At 72.1% G+C, this 18,931-nt stretch carries 13 protein-coding genes; 6 read left to right on the top strand and 7 right to left on the bottom strand.

Annotation, left to right across the window (positions count from 1 at the left end; genetic code table 11):
- Positions 1-160: 160 nt before the first annotated feature.
- The 5 genes from aceE to PUR53_RS09645 form a co-directional block, all read right to left on the bottom strand.
- Positions 161-2,863 carry a pyruvate dehydrogenase (acetyl-transferring), homodimeric type gene (gene aceE / locus PUR53_RS09665; RefSeq protein ID WP_329907999.1) on the bottom strand — a complete coding sequence of 901 codons (2,703 nt, stop codon included), beginning with the start codon at positions 2,861-2,863 and terminating at the stop codon, positions 161-163.
- Positions 2,864-3,344: 481 nt separating this feature from the next.
- Complete coding sequence (locus PUR53_RS09660) at positions 3,345-3,998, bottom strand: GntR family transcriptional regulator (RefSeq protein WP_033527472.1); 654 nt, start codon at positions 3,996-3,998, stop codon at positions 3,345-3,347.
- Positions 3,999-4,255: 257 nt separating this feature from the next.
- A complete protein-coding gene (gene sucB / locus PUR53_RS09655) occupies positions 4,256-6,061 on the bottom strand; it encodes a 2-oxoglutarate dehydrogenase, E2 component, dihydrolipoamide succinyltransferase (RefSeq protein ID WP_329901226.1) in 1,806 nt (601 codons plus the stop codon).
- A 61-nt stretch (positions 6,062-6,122) separates the two neighbouring features.
- The gene (lpdA, locus tag PUR53_RS09650) at positions 6,123-7,511 is read right to left on the bottom strand and encodes a dihydrolipoyl dehydrogenase (RefSeq protein ID WP_329901227.1); all 1,389 of its coding nucleotides are present in this window, start codon (positions 7,509-7,511) and stop codon (positions 6,123-6,125) included.
- Positions 7,512-7,792: 281 nt separating this feature from the next.
- Positions 7,793-9,331, bottom strand: coding sequence for a leucyl aminopeptidase (locus tag PUR53_RS09645; protein WP_329907997.1), 1,539 nt, complete (start codon positions 9,329-9,331; stop codon positions 7,793-7,795).
- 486 nt (positions 9,332-9,817) lie between these two features.
- Between PUR53_RS09645 and PUR53_RS09640 the strand changes: the two genes are divergently transcribed.
- From PUR53_RS09640 to PUR53_RS09620, 5 genes are all read left to right on the top strand, one after another.
- Entirely contained in the window at positions 9,818-11,851 is a 2,034-nt protein-coding gene (locus tag PUR53_RS09640; RefSeq protein ID WP_329907995.1) for a hypothetical protein, read from the top strand.
- A 128-nt stretch (positions 11,852-11,979) separates the two neighbouring features.
- Complete coding sequence (gene pelF / locus PUR53_RS09635; RefSeq protein ID WP_329907994.1) at positions 11,980-13,503, top strand: GT4 family glycosyltransferase PelF; 1,524 nt, start codon at positions 11,980-11,982, stop codon at positions 13,501-13,503.
- Positions 13,500-15,005 carry a hypothetical protein gene (locus PUR53_RS09630; protein ID WP_329907993.1) on the top strand — a complete coding sequence of 502 codons (1,506 nt, stop codon included), beginning with the start codon at positions 13,500-13,502 and terminating at the stop codon, positions 15,003-15,005. The genes pelF and PUR53_RS09630 overlap by 4 nt, the downstream gene beginning before the upstream one ends.
- Positions 15,002-15,733 (top strand): spherulation-specific family 4 protein, encoded by a 732-nt coding sequence (locus PUR53_RS09625; RefSeq protein ID WP_329901232.1) that lies wholly within the window; start codon positions 15,002-15,004, stop codon positions 15,731-15,733. The genes PUR53_RS09630 and PUR53_RS09625 overlap by 4 nt, the downstream gene beginning before the upstream one ends.
- The gene (locus PUR53_RS09620) at positions 15,730-16,539 is read left to right on the top strand and encodes an endo alpha-1,4 polygalactosaminidase (RefSeq protein WP_329901233.1); all 810 of its coding nucleotides are present in this window, start codon (positions 15,730-15,732) and stop codon (positions 16,537-16,539) included. The genes PUR53_RS09625 and PUR53_RS09620 overlap by 4 nt, the downstream gene beginning before the upstream one ends.
- Positions 16,540-16,554: 15 nt before the next feature.
- On the opposite strand, the gene PUR53_RS09615 is transcribed toward PUR53_RS09620, so the two are convergent.
- A complete protein-coding gene (locus tag PUR53_RS09615) occupies positions 16,555-17,364 on the bottom strand; it encodes an adenosylcobinamide-GDP ribazoletransferase (RefSeq protein ID WP_329901234.1) in 810 nt (269 codons plus the stop codon).
- A 70-nt stretch (positions 17,365-17,434) separates the two neighbouring features.
- On the opposite strand from PUR53_RS09615, the gene PUR53_RS09610 reads away from it, so the two are divergent.
- Positions 17,435-18,202 carry a hypothetical protein gene (locus PUR53_RS09610; protein WP_329901235.1) on the top strand — a complete coding sequence of 256 codons (768 nt, stop codon included), beginning with the start codon at positions 17,435-17,437 and terminating at the stop codon, positions 18,200-18,202.
- On the opposite strand, the gene PUR53_RS09605 is transcribed toward PUR53_RS09610, so the two are convergent.
- A complete protein-coding gene (locus PUR53_RS09605; protein WP_329901236.1) occupies positions 18,100-18,858 on the bottom strand; it encodes a hypothetical protein in 759 nt (252 codons plus the stop codon). The two genes, PUR53_RS09610 and PUR53_RS09605, sit on opposite strands and share 103 nt — an antisense overlap.
- Positions 18,859-18,931: the final 73 nt, after the last annotated feature.

Raw genomic sequence — 18,931 nt, 5'->3', positions numbered from 1 at the left:
GTCGCGCAGTTCCCCGCGCCCCTGAAGGAGCCTTCGGCCCTTCGATGAAAAGCATGGGGCGCAGCCCCTGCTTTTCAGGGGCGCGGGGAACTGCGCGAGAAGCCCCACCGGACCCGCACCCGCCGACGAAACCCGCGCCCCCCGAGCTATGAGGCGCCCCCTACAGCCCGTACCGCTCCCGGGCCTCCTTGACGGCCGTCGCCTTGACCTCACCCCGCCGCGCGAGCTGCGCCAGCACCGCCACCACGATCGACTGCGCGTCGACCCCGAAGTGCCGCCGCGCCGCCTCACGCGTGTCGGACAGGCCGAACCCGTCCGCTCCGAGCGACGAGTAGTCCTGCTCCACCCACTGCGCGATCTGGTCGGGAACCTGCCGCATGTAGTCGGAGACGGCCAGCACCGGCCCCTCCGCCCCCTGCAGCGCCTGCCGCACGAACGGCACCCGCTCCTCCCCGCGCAGCAGCGCCGCGTCCGCCTCCAGCGCGTCCCGCCGCAGCTCGCTCCAGGAGGTCGCGGACCAGACGTCGGCCGCCACCCCCCACTCCTCCGCGAGGAGTTTCTGCGCCTCCAGGGCCCAGTGGATCGCCGTACCGGAGCCGAGCAGTTGCACACGCGGCGCGTTCGCCACCGGGGACAGCCCCGCCGTCTCGGCCGTGTTGAAGCGGTACAGCCCCTTGACGATGCCCTCGTCCACGCCCGCCACGGCCGGCTTCGCGGGCTGCGGCAGCGGCTCGTTGTAGACGGTCAGGTAGTAGAAGACGTTCGGGTCCTCGTCCGGCGCGGCCTCGCCGTACATCCGCCGCAGACCGTCCTTGACGATCGCCGCGACCTCGTACGCGAACGCAGGGTCGTACGTCAGCGCCGCCGGGTTGGTCGCCGCGATCACCGGGGAGTGGCCGTCGGCGTGCTGCAGGCCCTCGCCCGTCAGGGTCGTACGGCCGGCCGTCGCGCCGACGAGGAAGCCGCGGCCGAGCTGGTCGCCGAGCTGCCACATCTGGTCGGCGGTCCGCTGCCAACCGAACATCGAGTAGAAGATGTAGAACGGGATCATCGCCTCGCCGTGCGTCGAGTACGACGTCGAAGCGGCGATGAAGTCGGCCATCGAACCGGCCTCGGTGATCCCCTCGTTGAGGATCTGCCCGTCCTTGGCCTCCTTGTAGTACATCAGCTGGTCGCGGTCGACCGGCTCGTACGTCTGGCCCTTGGGGGAGTAGATCCCGAGCGACGGGAAGAGCGACTCCATACCGAAGGTGCGCGCCTCGTCGGGGACGATCGGCACCCAGCGGCGGCCGGTCTGCTTGTCGCGGACCAGGTCCTTGACCAGGCGGACGAAGGCCATGGTCGTCGCGACGTTCTGCGAGCCGGAGCCCTTGTCGAAGGCGGCGAAGGTCTTGTCGGCGGCGGCCGGCAGCGGAGCCAGCGCGTGCGTACGGCGGGCCGGGGCGGGACCGCCGAGCGCGGCGCGGCGCTCCTGGAGGTAGCGGACCTCGGGGGAGTCGGCACCCGGGTGGCCGTAGGGCACGACCCCGTCGACGAAGTCGCTGTCCTTGATGGGGAGTTCGAGCAGATCACGCATCTGCTTGAACTCGTCCGTCGACAGCTTCTTCATCTGGTGGTTGGCGTTCTTCGACGCGAAGCCCTCGCCGAGGGTGAAGCCCTTGACGGTCTGGGCCAGGATGACGGTCGGCGCGCCCTTGAACTCGACGGCGGCCTTGTACGCGGCGTACACCTTGCGGGCCTCGTGACCGCCGCGCGAGAGGTGGAAGCACTCCAGGATCTTGTCGTCGCTCAGCAGCTTCGCCATCTCGACGAGCGCCGGGTCCTTGCCGAAGAAGTCCTGGCGGATGTAGGCGGCGTCGCGGGTCTGGTACGTCTGCACCTGCGCGTCGGGCACCTCGCGCAGCCGGCGCAGGAGCGCACCGGTCGTGTCCAGCTGGAACAGCTCGTCCCAGGCGGAACCCCAGAGCGACTTGACGACGTTCCAGCCGGCGCCACGGAACTGGGCCTCCAGCTCCTGCACGATCTTGAAGTTGGCACGGACCGGGCCGTCGAGGCGCTGCAGGTTGCAGTTGATGACGAAGGTCAGGTTGTCGAGACCCTCGCGGCTCGCCAGCGCGAGTGCGGCCGTCGACTCCGGCTCGTCCATCTCGCCGTCGCCGAGGAACGCCCAGACGTGGGAGTTCGAGACGTCCTTGATGCCGCGGCTGGTGAGATAGCGGTTGAAGCGCGCCTGGTAGATGGCGGAGAGGGGGCCGAGACCCATGCTCACCGTCGGGAACTCCCACAGCCAGGGCAGACGGCGCGGGTGCGGGTACGACGGGAGGCCGTCGCCGCCCGACTCACGGCGGAAGTTGTCCAGGTGGGACTCGTTCAGCCGGCCGTCGAGGAAGGCGCGGGCGTAGATGCCGGGGGAGGCGTGGCCCTGGATGTAGAGCTGGTCGCCCGAGCCGTCGGCCTCCTTGCCCTTGAAGAAGTGGTTGAAGCCCGTCTCGTAGAGCCAGGCGGCGGAGGCGAAGGTGGCGATGTGGCCGCCGACGCCGTACTTGGAGCCACGGGTGACCATCGCGGCCGCGTTCCAGCGGTTCCACGCGGTGATACGGCGCTCCATCGCCTCGTCACCGGGGATGCCCGGCTCGGCGGCGGTGGGGATGGTGTTGACGTAGTCCGTCTCGAGCAGCTTGGGCAGCGCGATGCCGTTGCCCTCCGCACGCTCCAGGGTGCGGCGCATCAGGTACGCCGCGCGGTGCGGCCCGGCCGCCTTGGTGACGGCGTCCAGGGAGGCCTGCCATTCGGCGGTCTCCTCCGGATCGCGGTCGGGGAGCTGGTCGAGCGCGCTCGGCTGGATGGCGTTGGGGTCGGTCATTGCGCCGCCTTCCTCAGTCGAAGGGGGTTCCCTCATCGGTAAGGGTTCGGGGGTGCCCTTGGTCTTTGGCAGGACAGGGCGACGGGCTTCGGTGGAAGCCCGTCGGCGACTGTAACCCGCTGATCGATGATCGATCAAAGGGTTGCGGGCAAAATATCTTGATCACGAGAAAGTCGGCACGGGGTGCCTTCGGCGGAGACACCGGGTGCCTTGGTGGTCCCGGGTTTATGCAGGTGGGGCGGCGTTTGAGCGGGGGTTCGCTCAACAGCTCGGGGGTTCGGGCGCGTTGGCGGGTGCGGCCCGGTGGGGCTTCTCGCGCAGTTCCCCGCGCCCCTGAATGCTTCAGGCCCCTGCGGGCCTGAAAGGCGACGGGGCCGCGGGGGTGAAAAGCATGGGGCGCAGCCCCGGCTTTTCAGGGGCGCGGGGAACTGCGCGAGAAGTCCCACGCACCCGCACCCGCCAACGCGCCCGAACCCCCGAGCTACTGGGCGCCCTGAACCGGCTCGTCGTCCGTGTGCGGGGCGCAGCCCAACACATGCGCCTTCACCAGGTCCGCGATCCGAGGGTCACGCCGACGGAACGCCGCCACCAACTCCTCGTGCTCCTCGGCATAGGACTGCTGAACCGTCCCCAGCCACCGGATCGACAGCGCCGTGAACACCTCGATCCCCAGCCCCTCCCACGTGTGCAGCAGCACCGAGTTCCCGGCGGCCCGCACCAGCTCACGGTGGAAGGCCACCGTGTGCCGCACCTGGGACGTCCCGTCGGCGTTCCGGTCCGCCTCGTACAGCGCGGCCACATGCGGCTCCAACGCCGAGCAGTCCTCCGCCAACCGCTCCGCCGCCAGCTCCGCCGCGATCGCCTCCAGGCCCGCCCGGACCGGGTAGCTCTCCTCCAGATCGGCCGCCGTCAGGTTCCGCACGCGTACGCCCTTGTTCGGCGCGGATTCGATCAACCGCAGCGACTCCAGCTCACGCAGTGCCTCCCGCACGGGCGTCTGGCTGACCTCCAGCTCCGTCGCGATCCGCCGCTCCACGATCCGCTCGCCCGGCTTCCATCGTCCGCTCACGATCCCCTCCACGATGTGCTCGCGGATCTGTTCGCGCAGCGAGTGGACGACGGGCGCGGTGGTCATGCGGGCTCCTTCGGCGGGGGACAGAACCCCAAGGGCGTTGACCTCTAGACAATAAAGCCGTGGCCGTCCGGTGGAGAGGCGCACGGGGGTGCTTTCGCGCAGGTGAGACGAGACTTACACGCTCCCACGGAGGACTGGTTTGTAAAGACCCGTACCGGCCAGGCTCAGGGGTCTCGACCCCAACCCGGCGCGAACACGGCGGTGCCCCGCCCGGAGAACTCCGGACGGGGCACCGCCGCCGTGCGTGTGTCCAGGGGCTACAGACCGAGCTCGACCTCGAACTCGCCCGCCTCCAGGATCGCCTTGACGGCCGTCAGGTAACGGGCCGCGTCGGCGCCGTCCACCAGACGGTGGTCGTAGGAGAGGGTCAGGTACGTCATGTCGCGGACGCCGATGACCGTGCCCTCCTCGGTCTCGATGACCGCCGGGCGCTTGACCGTGGCACCGATGCCGAGGATCGCGACCTGGCCCGGCGGCACGATGATCGTGTCGAAGAGCGCGCCGCGCGAACCGGTGTTGGAGATCGTGAAGGTCGCGCCGGACAGCTCGTCGGGCGTGATCTTGTTGGCGCGGACCTTGCCGGCCAGCTCCGCCGTGGCCTTCGCGATACCGGCGATGTTGAGGTCACCGGCGTGCTTGATGACCGGGGTCATCAGGCCCTTCTCGGAGTCCACCGCGATACCGATGTTCTCGGTGTCGAAGTAGGTGATCGTGCCCTCGCCCTCGTTGATCCTGGCGTTGACGGGCGCGTGCGCCTTCAGCGCCTGGGCCGCGGCCTTGACGAAGAACGGCATCGGGGAGAGCTTGACGCCCTCGCGCGCGGCGAAGGAGTCCTTGGCCCGGGCGCGCAGCTTCATCAGACGCGTGACGTCGACCTCGACGACCGACGACAGCTGCGCCTGCTCGTGCAGCGCCTTGACCATGTTGTCGCCGATGACCTTGCGGATGCGCGGCATCTTGACGGTCTGGCCACGGAGGGGGGAGGCCTCCAGGCTCGGCGCCTTCTTGGCGGCGGAGGCAGCCGGGGCGGCGGCGGCCGGAGCCGGAGCAGCGGCGGCGGCCTTCGCGGCCTCGGCGGCGGCGACGACGTCCTGCTTGCGGATACGACCGCCGACGCCGGTGCCCTTGACGGAGCCCAGGTCGACACCGTTCTCGGCGGCGAGCTTGCGCACCAGCGGGGTGACGTAGGCGCCCTCGTCGGTGGCCTTGGTGGCGGCGGACGCGGCCGGGGCGGCGGCCGGAGCCGGGGCGGCCGGAGCGGGCGCCGGAGCCGGAGCGGCCGGAGCAGCAGCGGCGGGAGCGGGAGCAGGCGCGGCCGGCGCGGGGGCCGGAGCCGCGGGAGCAGCCGGGGCCGGGGCCGGGGCAGCGGCGGCGGGCGCCGGAGCCGGAGCGGCCGGAGCTGCCGCCGGGGCCGGGGCGGCCGCCGGAGCGGCACCCGGGGCACCGATGACGGCCAGCTTGGCGCCGACCTCGGCCGTCTCGTCCTCGGCGACGGTGATCTCCAGCAGCACACCGGAGGTGGGCGCGGGGATCTCGGTGTCGACCTTGTCCGTGGAGACCTCGAGCAGCGGCTCGTCGGCCTCGACGGAGTCGCCGACCTCCTTCAGCCAGCGGGTGACGGTGCCCTCGGTGACGGACTCGCCGAGCGCCGGGAGGACCACGTCGGTGCCCTCGGCGGAGCCGCCGCCGGTGGCCGCCTCGGCGGTCGGAGCTGGCGCCGGGGTCTCCTGCTCGGTGGAGGGCGCGGCCGCGGCGGGCTCGGGGGCCGGGGCCGGAGCCGGAGCCTCCTCGGCGGCCGGGGCCGGGGCGGCGGCGGGCGCGCCCGTGCCGTCGTCGATCAGCGCCAGCTCGGCGCCGACCTCGACGGTCTCGTCCTCGGCGACCTTGATGGACGCCAGGATGCCCGCGGCGGGGGAGGGGATCTCGGTGTCGACCTTGTCGGTCGAGACCTCGAGCAGCGGCTCGTCGGCCTCTACGCGCTCACCCTCGGCCTTCAGCCAGCGGGTGACAGTGCCCTCGGTGACGCTCTCGCCGAGCGCCGGAAGGGTTACGGAAACCGCCATGGTTTCTGTTGCTCCTTAACGATTGCGGAAGTCTGGATCGTCGCTTCGTCGACCGAGGGGGTCAGTCGTGCGAGTGCAGCGGCTTGCCCGCGAGGGCCAGGTGGGCCTCGCCGAGCGCCTCGTTCTGCGTCGGGTGGGCGTGGATCAGCTGGGCGACCTCGGCGGGGAGGGCTTCCCAGTTGTAGATCAGCTGGGCCTCGCCCACCTGCTCGCCCATGCGGTCGCCGACCATGTGAACGCCGACCACGGCACCGTCCTTGACCTGGACGAGCTTGATCTCGCCCGAGGTGTTCAGGATCTTGCTCTTGCCGTTGCCCGCGAGGTTGTACTTCAGAGCGACGACCTTGTCCGCGCCGTAGATCTCCTTGGCCTTGGCCTCGGTGATGCCCACGGAGGCGACCTCGGGGTGGCAGTACGTCACCCGGGGGACACCGTCGTAGTCGATCGGAACGGTCTTCAGGCCGGCCAGACGCTCCGCCACCAGGATGCCCTCGGCGAAGCCGACGTGCGCGAGCTGGAGCGTCGGGACCAGGTCACCGACGGCGGAGATGGTCGGGACGTTCGTGCGCATGTACTCGTCGACCAGGACGTAGCCGCGGTCCATCGCGACGCCCTGCTCCTCGTAGCCGAGACCGGCGGAGACAGGCCCGCGGCCGACGGCCACCAGCAGCAGCTCGGCCTCGAACTCCTTGCCGTCGGCGAGGGTGACCTTGACACCGTCCTGGGTGTACTCGGCCTTCGAGAAGAAGGTGCCCAGGTTGAACTTGATGCCGCGCTTGCGGAAGGCGCGCTCAAGAAGCTTGGAGGAGTTCTCGTCCTCGAGAGGGGCCAGGTGCTTCAGGCCCTCGATGATCGTGATGTCGGTGCCGAAGGACTTCCAGGCGGAGGCGAACTCGACGCCGATGACACCGCCGCCGAGGACGATCGCCGACTTCGGGACACGGTCCAGGACGAGGGCGTGGTCCGAGGAGATGATGCGGTTGCCGTCGATCTCCAGGCCCGGCAGCGACTTCGGCACGGAGCCGGTCGCCAGCAGGACGTGACGGCCCTGGACGCGCTGGCCGTTCACATCGACGGAGGTCGGGGAGGACAGACGGCCCTCACCCTCGATGTAGGTGACCTTGCGGGAGGCGACGAGACCCTGCAGACCCTTGTAGAGGCCGGAGATCACGCCGTCCTTGTACTTGTGCACCCCGGCGATGTCGATGCCCTCGAAGGTGGCCTTCACACCGAACTGCTCGCTCTCGCGGGCCTGGTCGGCGATCTCGCCCGCGTGGAGCAGGGCCTTCGTGGGAATGCATCCCCGGTGCAGGCAGGTGCCGCCGACCTTGTCCTTCTCGATCAGGGCGACGTCCAGGCCCAGCTGAGCCCCGCGCAGGGCCGCGGCGTAACCACCGCTACCACCGCCGAGGATCACTAGGTCGAAAACGGTGCTGGCGTCGTTCGCCACGTCACGTCCTCCATGCATGTGCGCCGTACGCCGGTCGTCCGAGACCCGCGCGGCGGCTGGTGTCCGGCCGCTCTTCTTCGGCCCTGTGGTGGGGGCCCTGTCCTGCCGAGCCCCATCTTCGCACTTGTCGCGGGCGAACGAGACGCCGGGCCGGGGTGTGAGACACCACACGCTCAGATGTGACGAGGCCGGGCCCTGAAGGGGCGCGGGGAACTGCGCGACCAGCCACGGACGGCCCGCAGTCGCCCGCGCCCCTCAGGTGCCGAGCTCTTGGGCGATCGTCACCCCAGGTCGCCGGACGCGGCCCGCTCGGCCAGCCGCACCAGCGTCCGCACCGCCGTCCCGGTGCCACCCTTCGGCGTGTACCCGAAGGGCCCGCCCTCGTTGAACGCCGGCCCCGCGATGTCCAGGTGCGCCCAGGTGATCCCCTCGCCCACGAACTCCTTCAGGAACAGCCCGGCGACCAGGCCACCGCCGTACCGCTCGCCCATGTTCGCGATGTCGGCGGTCGGCGAGTCCATCCCCTTGCGCAGGTGGTCCGGCAGCGGCATCGGCCACGCCGGCTCGCCCGACTCCTCCGCCGCCTCGTGCACCGCGGAGCGGAACGCGTCGTCGTTGGCCATGATCCCGAACGTCCGGTTGCCCAGCGCCAGCATCATCGCCCCGGTCAGCGTCGCCACGTCGACGATCGCGTCCGGCTTGTCCTCGGACGCCTTGGCGAGCGCGTCGGCCAGCACGAGCCGGCCCTCGGCGTCGGTGTTCAGCACCTCCACCGTCTTGCCGCTGTACATGCGCAGCACATCACCCGGGCGGGTGGCGGAGCCGGACGGCATGTTCTCGGCGAGGGCGAGCCAGCCCGTGACGTTGACCTCCAGCTTGAGCCGGGCGGCGGCGACGACCGCGGCGAACACGGCGGCCGCGCCGCTCATGTCGCACTTCATCGTCTCGTTGTGCCCGGCGGGCTTGAGCGAGATGCCGCCCGAGTCGTAGGTGATGCCCTTGCCGACGAACGCCAGGTGCTTCTTCGCCTTGGAGCTGGTGTACGTCAGCTGCACCAGCCGGGGCGTGGCCGCGGAGCCCGCGCCGACGCCGAGGATGCCGCCGTAGCCGCCCTTGGCGAGCGCCTTCTCGTCGAGGACGGTCACCTTGATGCCGTGCTCCTTGGCCGCGGTCTGCGCGACGGCGGCGAAGGCCTCCGGGTCGAGGTCGTTCGGCGGGGTGTTGATGAGGTCGCGGGCGCGGTTCAGCTCCTCGGTCACCGCGACCGCGCGCTCGACGGCCGCCTTGTGGGCCTTGTCGCGGGGCTTCGCGCCGAGCAGGACGACCTCGGCGAGCGGCGCCTTGCCGTTCTTCGCCTTGCTGTCCTTGCCCTGCTCCTTGTAGGCGTCGAAGGAGTACGCGCCGAGCAGCGCGCCCTCGGCGACGGCCGCCACGGCGTCGGCGTCGACGACGGGCAGCGTGAACGCGGCCTTCTTCGTGCCGGTCAGGGCGCGGGCCGCGGCACCGGTCGCGCGGCGCAACGTCTCCGCGGTGAACGTGCCGTCCTTCTCGGGCACCGAGCCCAGGCCCACCGCCACCACGAGCGGCGCCTTGAAGCCGGCCGGCGCGGGCAGCTTCGTCACCTCTCCCTCGGCGCCCGCGGCGCCGAGGGTCTCCAGGAGACCGGCCAGCTTGCCGTCGTACGCCTGGTCCACGGCCTCGGCACCCGGCGCTACGACCAGGTCCCCGGACCGGGATGCAGGGCCCTTCGCGACACCGACCACGATCGCGTCGGCCCGGAGGCCCGACACGGCGGCGGTGCTGAGAGTGAGAGCAGTCACGGTGGTGAAATCTCGCTTCCGATTGAGTTTCGGTGGCCGAACGGATGGGTCGACGTGCCGAGAACGAGCCTAGGCCCTTGTTCGGCCCATCGGACCTGGGGCGTCGGCCGGTTGCGCCGCGCCGTCCGCATGGCGTCCGCTGCGACCAGCCTCCCCGACTTTCCGTCGCCGACGTGCAGGGAGATCCCCATGGATGAGGCATAGGGGGATCCCTTATCGCGGCTTCGGGGGCGCGCGTCCATCGTCTTCGCGCGTAGCGCCGACGGTCTCCGCGCGTAGCGTCCCGCCGTCGATTTCGATCACCCCTGCGGGCATTCACCCCTATGTGGCTTCATGGTCATTTTCCTGCCCACATGTGCCCTGACCTGGGTGACACTCGTCCCGCCGGTGAGTGATCAGCTCATCGGCTTGCATCATTTCCACAGATTCCCCTCGGTGCGGCCGTTCAGTCGGCGCCGGGGGATCTTCTCGGGGGAAGGGGCGAACATGGCGTACAGCGTGCCCGGATGGAGGAGCGCCGCCGCGGTCGTGGCGACGACGAGTCTGCTGGTGGCGGGCCTGGGTATACCGGCAGCGTCGGCCGCCGTCGCACCACGCGTCGATCTGCGGGTGCTGGTGGTGGACAACGGCGACAGCCCCGTCCAGGCCATCGTCGCGGAGCTGGAGAGCACCGGCATCCCGTACACCCGCGTGAACCTGGGCGACGCGAGCCGCCCGACCATCGACGCGGCCTTCCTGAGCGACACGGTCGGCGGCACCCCGCGTGCCAGGTACCAGGGCGTGGTCCTGCCCAACGAGGCCCCCTTCGGGCCGGGTTCGGCCGAGCAGAACGCGCTGGAGACGTACGAGCGGACGTACGGGATCCCGCAGGTCGACGCCTACACCTGGGCGCACCCCGGGGTCGGTCTCGACTACACCAGCGAGGGCGGCTGGGCCGGCTCCCTCGACGGCCGGGAGGCCACGGTGACCGACGCCGGCCGGGCGGGCCGCTTCGGCTATCTCGACGGGCAGTTCACCTTCGAGGACAACTCCGCCTCCACACAGGAGAGTTACGGCTTCGTAGCCCGGCCCCGTCCCGGCTACACCAGTTATGTCGACCTCCCGGTGCCCGGCGGTAGCGGCCGGGGCAGCCTGGTCGGGGAGTACGCCCACGACGGGCGCCGCGAACTGGTCGTCACCTTCGCCCACAACCAGCACCAGCGGCAGTTCCGGGTGCTGGCCCGGGGCATCGTCGAGTGGCTGACGGACGGCGTGCACCTCGGCCGGAACCGGAACTACTTCGGCATCCACATCGACGACGTCTTCGCACCCGACAGCCGCTGGGACACCGAGAACAACTGCACGCCCGGCAGCTTCAACTGCGGCGGCGGGCAGGGCACGGAGACCGAGCCGATCCGGATGACCGCCGCCGACGCCGAGTACGCCGAGCAGTGGCAGCGGTCCAGCGGCCTCACCCTCGACCTGGTCTACAACGGCGGCAGCGGCGAGGAGTGGAAGGAGGCGAACGGCGGCACGGACGCCCTCGCCGACCGACTGGTCGCCGACCGGAACGCGTTCCGCTGGATCAACCACACCTACACCCACCAGTACCTCGGCTGCCTCCAGGACACCTCGACCGTCCCGTGGAGCTGCGCGAAGAACGCGGACGGCACCACCCGCTATCTGAGCCGCGCCGACATCGCCGCGCAGATCCGCGACAACCACGCCTGGGCCGTCGCGCGCGGACTGCCCGTGCGGCGCGACGAACTGGTGACGGGCGAGCACTCGGGCCTGAGGACACTGCCGCAGCAGCCGGACGACAACCCGAACCTCGCGGGCGCCCTCGCCGACAACGCTGTCAAGTGGATCGCCTCCGACAACTCCCGCGAACCGGCCCAGCGTCCGGTGGGCGCCGCGCTGACCGTGCCGCGCCACCCGATGAACGTCTACTACAACGTGGGCACCGCCGCGGAGATGGTCGACGAGTACAACTGGGTCTACACCTCGGCGGCCGACGGCGGCAGCGGCGTCTGCGAGAACAACGCGACCTCCACCTGCCTGGCCGCCCCCCTCGACCCGGGCACCGGGTACACGACGCACATCGTCCCGCAGGAGGTCCGTACGGCCCTGCTGCACGCCGTCGGCAACGACCCGCGACCGCACTACGCGCACCAGTCCAACCTGGCCGAGGAACGGCTGCTCTACCCGGTCCTGGACGGGTTGCTCGTCGAATACCGGGCGCTCTTCGCCTCCGACACCCCGCTGGAGAACCCCCGGCACGGCGCGGTCGGCACCGAGCTGAAGCGCCGGGCCGCCTGGCAGACCGCCGTCGCCAACGGCACGGTCACGGCGTACCGGATCGGTACGGCGGTGACGGTGACGGCGCCCAAGTGGCTGGAGATCCCGGTCACGGCGCCGAAGGGCACCGTCCAGCAACTCCCGCTGGGCACCACCACATTCGGCACTCCGTACGCGGGAGCCCGCTCGGCCTGGACGACGCCCGCGCCACTGCAGTCCGCCGTCAAGCTCAAGCTGCCTTAGAGCGCGCCGGCGCCCCGAAGGGGCACGGGGAACTGCGCGAGAAGCCCCACCGACCCGCACCCGGGGTCCGGACCCGCAGTTCCCCGTACATCATCCGCGTAACAGCAACAGGGGGGAGCGGCGCAGCCATGCGCACCGGCAGTCATGTCACCATGCTCACCGAAGGCACCTACCCGCATGTCCACGGCGGGGTCAGCACCTGGTGCGACCAGCTCGTCAACGGCATGCCCGACGTCGAGTTCCATCTCGTGTCGCTCACCGGAACCGGCCGCGAACCCGTGACCTGGGACCTGCCGCCGAACGTGTACCGGCACACCTCCGTACCGACCTGGGGCCCGCGCCCCGGCCGCGCCCGCGCCCCGTACGGCGCGGCCCGCCGCCGCTTCACCGACGCCTACGAGCGACTGCTGCTCTCCGTCCTCGACCCCGACGCGCCCCGGGGTTTCGAGGAGGCCCTGTACGAGCTGGCCGGACTCGCCCGCGACGGGCGCCTGTCGGCGGCCCTGCGCACCGAGTCCGCGCTCCGTTCGCTGATGTGGATCTGGACGATGCCGCACCTCCCGACGGCCGCCGCGCGCCCCACGGTCCACGACGCGCTCACCGCGACCGATCTGCTGGAACACTCCCTGCGCCCGCTCGGCGCCCGGATCCCCGAGGACTGTGTGGCCCACGCGGTCAGCGGCGGCCTCGCCACCCTGCCCGCGCTCGCCGCCCGCGAGCTGGACGGCGTACCGTTCCTCCTCACCGAGCACGGCATCTATCTGCGCGAGCGCTACCTCGGCCACCGCACCGCCGACCAGCGCTGGCCCGTGAAGGCCTTCATGCTCGGCTTCCACCGCGAGCTGACCAGGCTCGGTTACCGCGCCGCCGACCTCATCACCCCCTGCAACCGGTACAACCGCCGCTGGGAGGAGCGCGGCGGCGCCGACGCCGACAGGATCCGCACGGTCTACAACGGCGTCGACCCGGCCGCCTTCCCGCACGCCGGCCCCGAACCCGAGGTACCCACCCTCACCTGGTGCGGACGCGTCGACCCCATCAAGGACCTGGAGACGCTGCTGCATGCCTACGCCATGGTCCGCGCCGAAATCCCCGGGACGAGGCTCCGGCTGTTCGGGCCCGTGCCACCGGGCGGCGAGGAGTACCGCACCGAGCTGGAGAAGCTCGCGTCCGAACTGGGCGTCACCGACGGGCTCACCTTCGAGGGCCGCATCAGCGAGGTGTGGCGGGCCTACGCCGCCGGGCACGTCGTGATGCTCTCCTCGATCTCGGAGGGCTTCCCGTACTCCCTCATCGAGGCCATGTCCTGCGGCCGTACGACCGTGTCGACCGATGTCGGAGGGGTCCGCGAGGCGGTCGGCGACACCGGGATCGTCGTGCCGCCCCGCGAGCCGGAGGCGATGGCCGACGCCGCGCTCGGCCTCCTGCGCGACGACGAACGCCGCCGCGGCCTAGGGGAGTCGGCACGGCGGCGGGTGATCGACCGGTTCACCCTGCGCCGGTCCGTGGACGCCTTCCGCATGATCTACCAGGAACTCGCGGGCCGGGACGACATCGTGTACGAGCCCGCGCCGGCCACGGTCGCCGACTGGACCGCCGAACTGCGCGACCCCTGGTACCGGACCGGCACGACGGACGGAACCGACCGGTGAGCGGCCACCCGACCCCGCCCCCGGGCGCACGGCCCGCCCCGCTCCCCGCCGTGCCCCGCCCGCGCAGGCCGCGCCGGGCCGACCCCGATCCCATCGACCGACTGGCCGAACAGCACCGGGAGTTCATCGCCGCCGCCGTCCACCCGGACGAGATCGCCGCCCTGCTGGAGTCCGACGGCATCTCCGACGACCGGACCCGCGCACGCTATGGCTGCCGCAACTCCTTCGCCCTCGCCGAGGAGTTGTACGAACGCGTCGAGCGCACCCACCCCGAACCGGCCGGACCCGCGCCCGACCCCTGGCGGATCGGCCTGCTCGGCTGCCTCCTCAGAGGCGTCGTCTTCGCCCTCCCCGGCCTCGCCTACGTCCTCGGCGCACCCCTGCTGGCAGGCCCCCGCGACGGCTCCGGCCTGCCCGCCGGCACGGTCCCGCTGCTGGCCGGCGCCCTGTGCGGCTGGATGTGGAACCAGGGACTCGCCCACCGGGCCTACTCCTGGCTCGCGTTGGGCGACCGCGACGCGTGCCGCCGCTCCCTGGCCCGCGGAGCGCCGGTGGGCGCCCTGCTGTGCACGACGGTCGCCTGTCTGGCGGCCGGTGACGGCGACCCGGGCGCCGTGGCCTTCGCCACCGGCGAGGCCTGCTACCTGGGTGCCGCGACCGTCCTGCTCGTCCTCGGCCGCGAACGGGCCCTGCTGCACTGTCTGACGCCCATGACCGCGGGAGCGCTGTTCGCCCTGGTCCGGCCGGTGCCCGACTGGTCCGGGCTCACCCTGCTGGCCGCCTCCCTGGTGGCGGTCGTGCTCCTCGCCGTCCACGAAGTGGCGCCCGCCCTGCGGGAGTCGGGCGCCCGGGGCCGCCGGCCCGGATCCGTCACCCTCCTCGGCGTGCCCGGCGGCGCCCCGGAGCGGGGCCCAGCTGCGCCCCGGCTCGCCGCCTCCCTCCCGTACGCCGTCTTCGGCCTCGGCACCGGGGTGCTCGTGCTGTACGCGACGCTCGGGGAGGTCATCGCCCACGGGGGCGGCACGGCCGCGGCACCCGCCGCCGTCGCCCTCACCCTCAGCATGGGCCCCGCCGAATGGCTGCTGTACCGCTTCCGCAGCGGAGGCCTCGCCGGACTGCGCTCCACCAGCACGCCGGCCGCCTTCTGGCGGGCCACCTCCGTGACCCTGGTCCAGTGCCTGGCGGGCTACCTCGCCACCCTGCTGGTCCTGGCCCACGCCACCGCCGCGCTGTGGCCCGAGGCCCCGGACCTCGACGGCGTCCATCTCGCCGGCCTGCTCCTGCTGGGCGCGGTGCTCTGGACCGGCCTGCTGCTCCAGTCCTTCGGCGCGGTCCTGGGCGCCGCCGTGGTCTGCTGCGCCACGGCCGCCGCCCAGACCCTGGCCCTGGCGACCCACCCGGGCGACCCGCACGGGATCGGCCTGCTCGTGTACGGCGTCGCCGCCGCCCTCCAAGCGGGCCTGGTCTGCGGCCTGTTGGGGAGGGCGACGGCACACCGATGACCCCACATGGAACAGCGCGCCCGAGGACGGGCCGACCCACCGAGCCCTGCCCTCCCTCTCCTGCCTCGCCTCGGTCCCTCCTGGTTCCCTACTACGAGCACCCCTGCGACCGCCCCGCCGAATGGGACGCCCTCGTCGAGGCCGCGCCCCGCCTCTACGGCGTCGTCCTCAACCCGGCGAACGGGCCGGGCGACGCCCCCGACCCGGCGTTCATCCGGGTCGCGGGCCGACTGCGGACGGCCGGCGTACGGCTTCTCGGGTACGCCGACACCGACTACGGCCGCAGACCCGTCACCGACGTCGTACGAGAGCTGACCCGCCACCACGCCTGGTACGGCACCGACGGCGCCTTCCTCGACCAAGTGGCCGCGGAACCCGGCGCGTTCGACCACTACCGACGGCTCGCCGCGGCCGTCTGGGGCGCCGGCCCCGCCACCCTCGCCCTCAACCCCGGCACCCCGCCGCACCCCGCGTACGCCCGGATCGCCGACCTCGTCGTCACGTTCGAGGGCGCCTGGGAGACGTACCGGGACCAGCCGCCCGAGCCCTGGCCCGGCGGCAGCGGCGGCCTCGGGGCGCGGGTGTGCCATCTGGTGCACGGAGTGCCGCCGGGCACCGACGTCGAAGGTGTCGCCCGTGCCCGGGGCGCCTCCGTGCACTGCGCGGTGCCCGGAGTGGGGGATCATCCCTGGGGTACGTTGCCGCACGCCTTGGAGCCCCGACGATGAGCCGCGTCCTCGCCCGCAGCGCCCTGCTGCCCCTGCTCCTGCTGATGGCCGGGTGCACGGGCGCCCCCGACGACGAGCCGGGCACCGGACGCGGGACGGCCGAGGCCGCCCGCTGGCGACCGGAGCCGGGCACCGAATGGCAGTGGCAGCTCAGCGGGCGCCTGGACACCTCCGTCGACGTCCCCGTCTACGACATCGACGGCTTCGACCAGTCGGCCGACACGGTCGCCGGGCTGCACGACGACGGCCGCAAGGTCATCTGCTATCTCTCCACCGGCGCCTGGGAGGACTGGCGCCCGGACGCCGACGACTTCCCGAAGGCGGTGATAGGCAGGAGCAACGGCTGGGAGGGCGAGTACTGGCTCGACATCCGTGCGACCGACGTCCTCGAACCGCTGATGGCCGCCCGCATCGACATGTGCGCGGAGAAGGGCTTCGACGCGGTCGAGCCCGACAACATGGACGGCTACCGCAACAAGACGGGCTTCGCCCTCACGGCCGCCGACCAGCTCCGCTACAACCGCCTCGTCGCCCGCCTCGCCCACGAACGAGGCCTGGCGGTCGGTCTGAAGAACGACCTCGACCAGATACCCGAACTCGTCGACGACTTCGACTTCGCGGTCAACGAACAGTGCGCCCAGTACGAGGAGTGCGAGGACCTCACGCCGTTCATCGAGGCCGGCAAGGCCGTCTTCCACGTCGAGTACGAGATGCAGACGGGCGACTTCTGCCCCGAGGCCCGCCGTCTGGAGCTCAGCTCCCTGCTGAAGAAGTGGGAGCTGGGGGTGTGGCGAAAGGCCTGCTGACCCCGGGGGAGGGGCTCAGCCGAAGGTGAACACCACCAGCGCCGCCGTCGCCGCCGTCTCCGCGAGACCACCGAACACATCCCCGGTGACGCCCCCGAACCGCCGTACACAGTGACGCAGGAGCAACTCGGCGGCCCCACAGGCGAGGACGACCGCGAGGACCGTACGGCCGATGTCGTACGGCCCGAACAACGCCCCGGCACCCGCCGCCGCGCACCCGGTCAGGGCGGCCACCAGCAGCGCGCCGCGCACGGGCACGACCCCGGCCACCGCCGCCCCCAGTCCCTCCGGCCGGGCGGCGGGCACACCGGCCCGCGCGGCCAGGGTCAGGGCCAGCCGGGCGGCGGTCGCGCCGACGGCCGCCGCCAGCGCGCCCACCGCCCAGGACTCGCCGTACGCCTCGGTGAGCGCGGCGACCTGGGCCAGCAGGACGAGGACGAGGGTGACGACCCCGAACGGCCCGATGTCCGACTGCTTCATGATCCGCAGGGCGTCCTCGGCGGGCCTGCCGCTGCCCAGGCCGTCGGCGGTGTCGGCGAGCCCGTCCAGGTGGAGACCCCGGGTGAGGGCGGCCGGTACGGCGACGGAGGCCACGGCGGCGAGCAGCGGCCCGGCGCCCAGGAGCAGCAGGAGACCGCCGAGCAGGGCCGCGCCCAGGCCGACGACCAGCCCGGCGACGGGCGCGCAGAGCATCCCGACGCGCGCCGCCTCACGGTCCCAGCGGCGCACGGTCACCGGCAGCACGGTCAGGGTGCCGAAGGCGAAACGCAGGCCGTCGGCGAGCGTCGGGCCGGACGGGACGGGGGGCTCGGGGGTCGTGGACACCGGCGCAGGCTATCCGCCGGGGCGGACCGGCTCGGCGGCGGCCGGGAGCAGTCATGGATAAAGTTCGCATATGGGTCACTGGTGGGAGCGGAACGTCATCGAGCCGGGCAAACTGCCGCTGCTGCTCGCCCTCGCCGCGTTCGTCCTTACGTTCCTGATCACCCGCGTCGTCACCCGTCTCATCCGCGCGGGCAAGGGTCCGTTCCGCAACATCAGCGGCAGCGGCGGCGTCCACATCCACCACGTCGTCCCTGGTGTCGTGCTCACCGTCGCTGGGGGCTTCGGCGCCGTGGCCAGTGACGGGCACGGCTTCGGCGCGCTGATCTCCGCCGTGCTGTTCGGCATGGGCGCGGGTCTGGTGCTGGACGAGTTCGCGCTGATCCTGCACCTCGATGACGTGTACTGGAGCGAGGCCGGCCGCAAGAGCGTCGAGATGGTCGTGCTGACGGCCGCCCTGGTGGGGCTGATGCTGGTCGGCTTCCTGCCCTTCGGCGTCAACGACCTCGACGAGGAGGAACTCCAGGACAGGGGAGCTGTCCTGGCCACCATGGGGACGAACTTCCTCATCGCCCTGGTCGCCCTCGCCAAGGGCAAGGCCCGCACCGCGATCTTCGGCGTGATCATCCCGGTCGTCGCCGTCGTGGGCGCCATCCGGCTGGCCCGGCCCACCTCCGCCTGGGCGCGCCGCTTCTACCGCCGCAGACCGCGCGCCCGCGCCCGGGCCTGGAAGCGTTCCTACCGCCACGACCGCCGCTGGGCGGGCCCCAGCCGACGCCTCCAGGACTGGATCGGCGGCACGCCCGACCCGACCCCGGACGCGACCCCGGAGCGCCACTGACGTACGGCCGTCGCCGCGCACACCACCAGCACCGCCGTGATGGCCGCCAGATGCTCCTTGCCCGCGAGGTTCTCCTTCACCAGCACCTCGACGACCATCGCCACGACCACCGCGCCCGCCGTGACGTAGGCCCGGAACCGCCATCCGACGTACACGGCGAGCCCGACCACAGCCGCCGACGGTCCGGTGTCCACGACCCGCGCGTCCGACGCGGGCAGCCCCAGGAGGGGGACGTCCGGGCCGAGAGCGACACCCACGCGCGCGTACAGCGTGCCGGTCAGCGTGGCCAGGTACGCGATCGCCAGGGTCCGCCGCCGGCCCAGGCAGATCTCCGCGACGCCGAACACGATCAGGATCTGCGCCAGCGCGCCCCACACCGGCAGGTCCAGAGCCGGCACGAAGAGGGAGAGCGGCGTGCGCGCCAACGCCGTCCAGAGCGGGTCCTCCGCCCGTACGGCACCGGCGTGCTCGACGAACCGGTAGCCCCAGGACTGGTGGTGCACGACGTGGACGACGGCCGCGAGGCAGACGGCGGCGACGGTCATCGGCACCGCCCTCAGCCGACGGCGGACGAGGGGTGGGCGCACGGTGGCGTACAGCAGCCCCCACTCGGCGCGGGCCCATCCGAGGGCCCGGCCCGTCTGCGTCTGGTTCATCCCCACGCCGTGCTCCGTGCGACTCCGGTACGCGCGGTGAGGCCACCGCCACGTCCGAAGACCGCCCGAGCAG

It is taken from the genome of Streptomyces sp. SP18BB07 (assembly GCF_036322545.1).
Lineage (GTDB): Bacteria > Actinomycetota > Actinomycetes > Streptomycetales > Streptomycetaceae > Streptomyces > Streptomyces deccanensis.
This window is presented reverse-complemented; position numbering and strand designations above follow the sequence as displayed.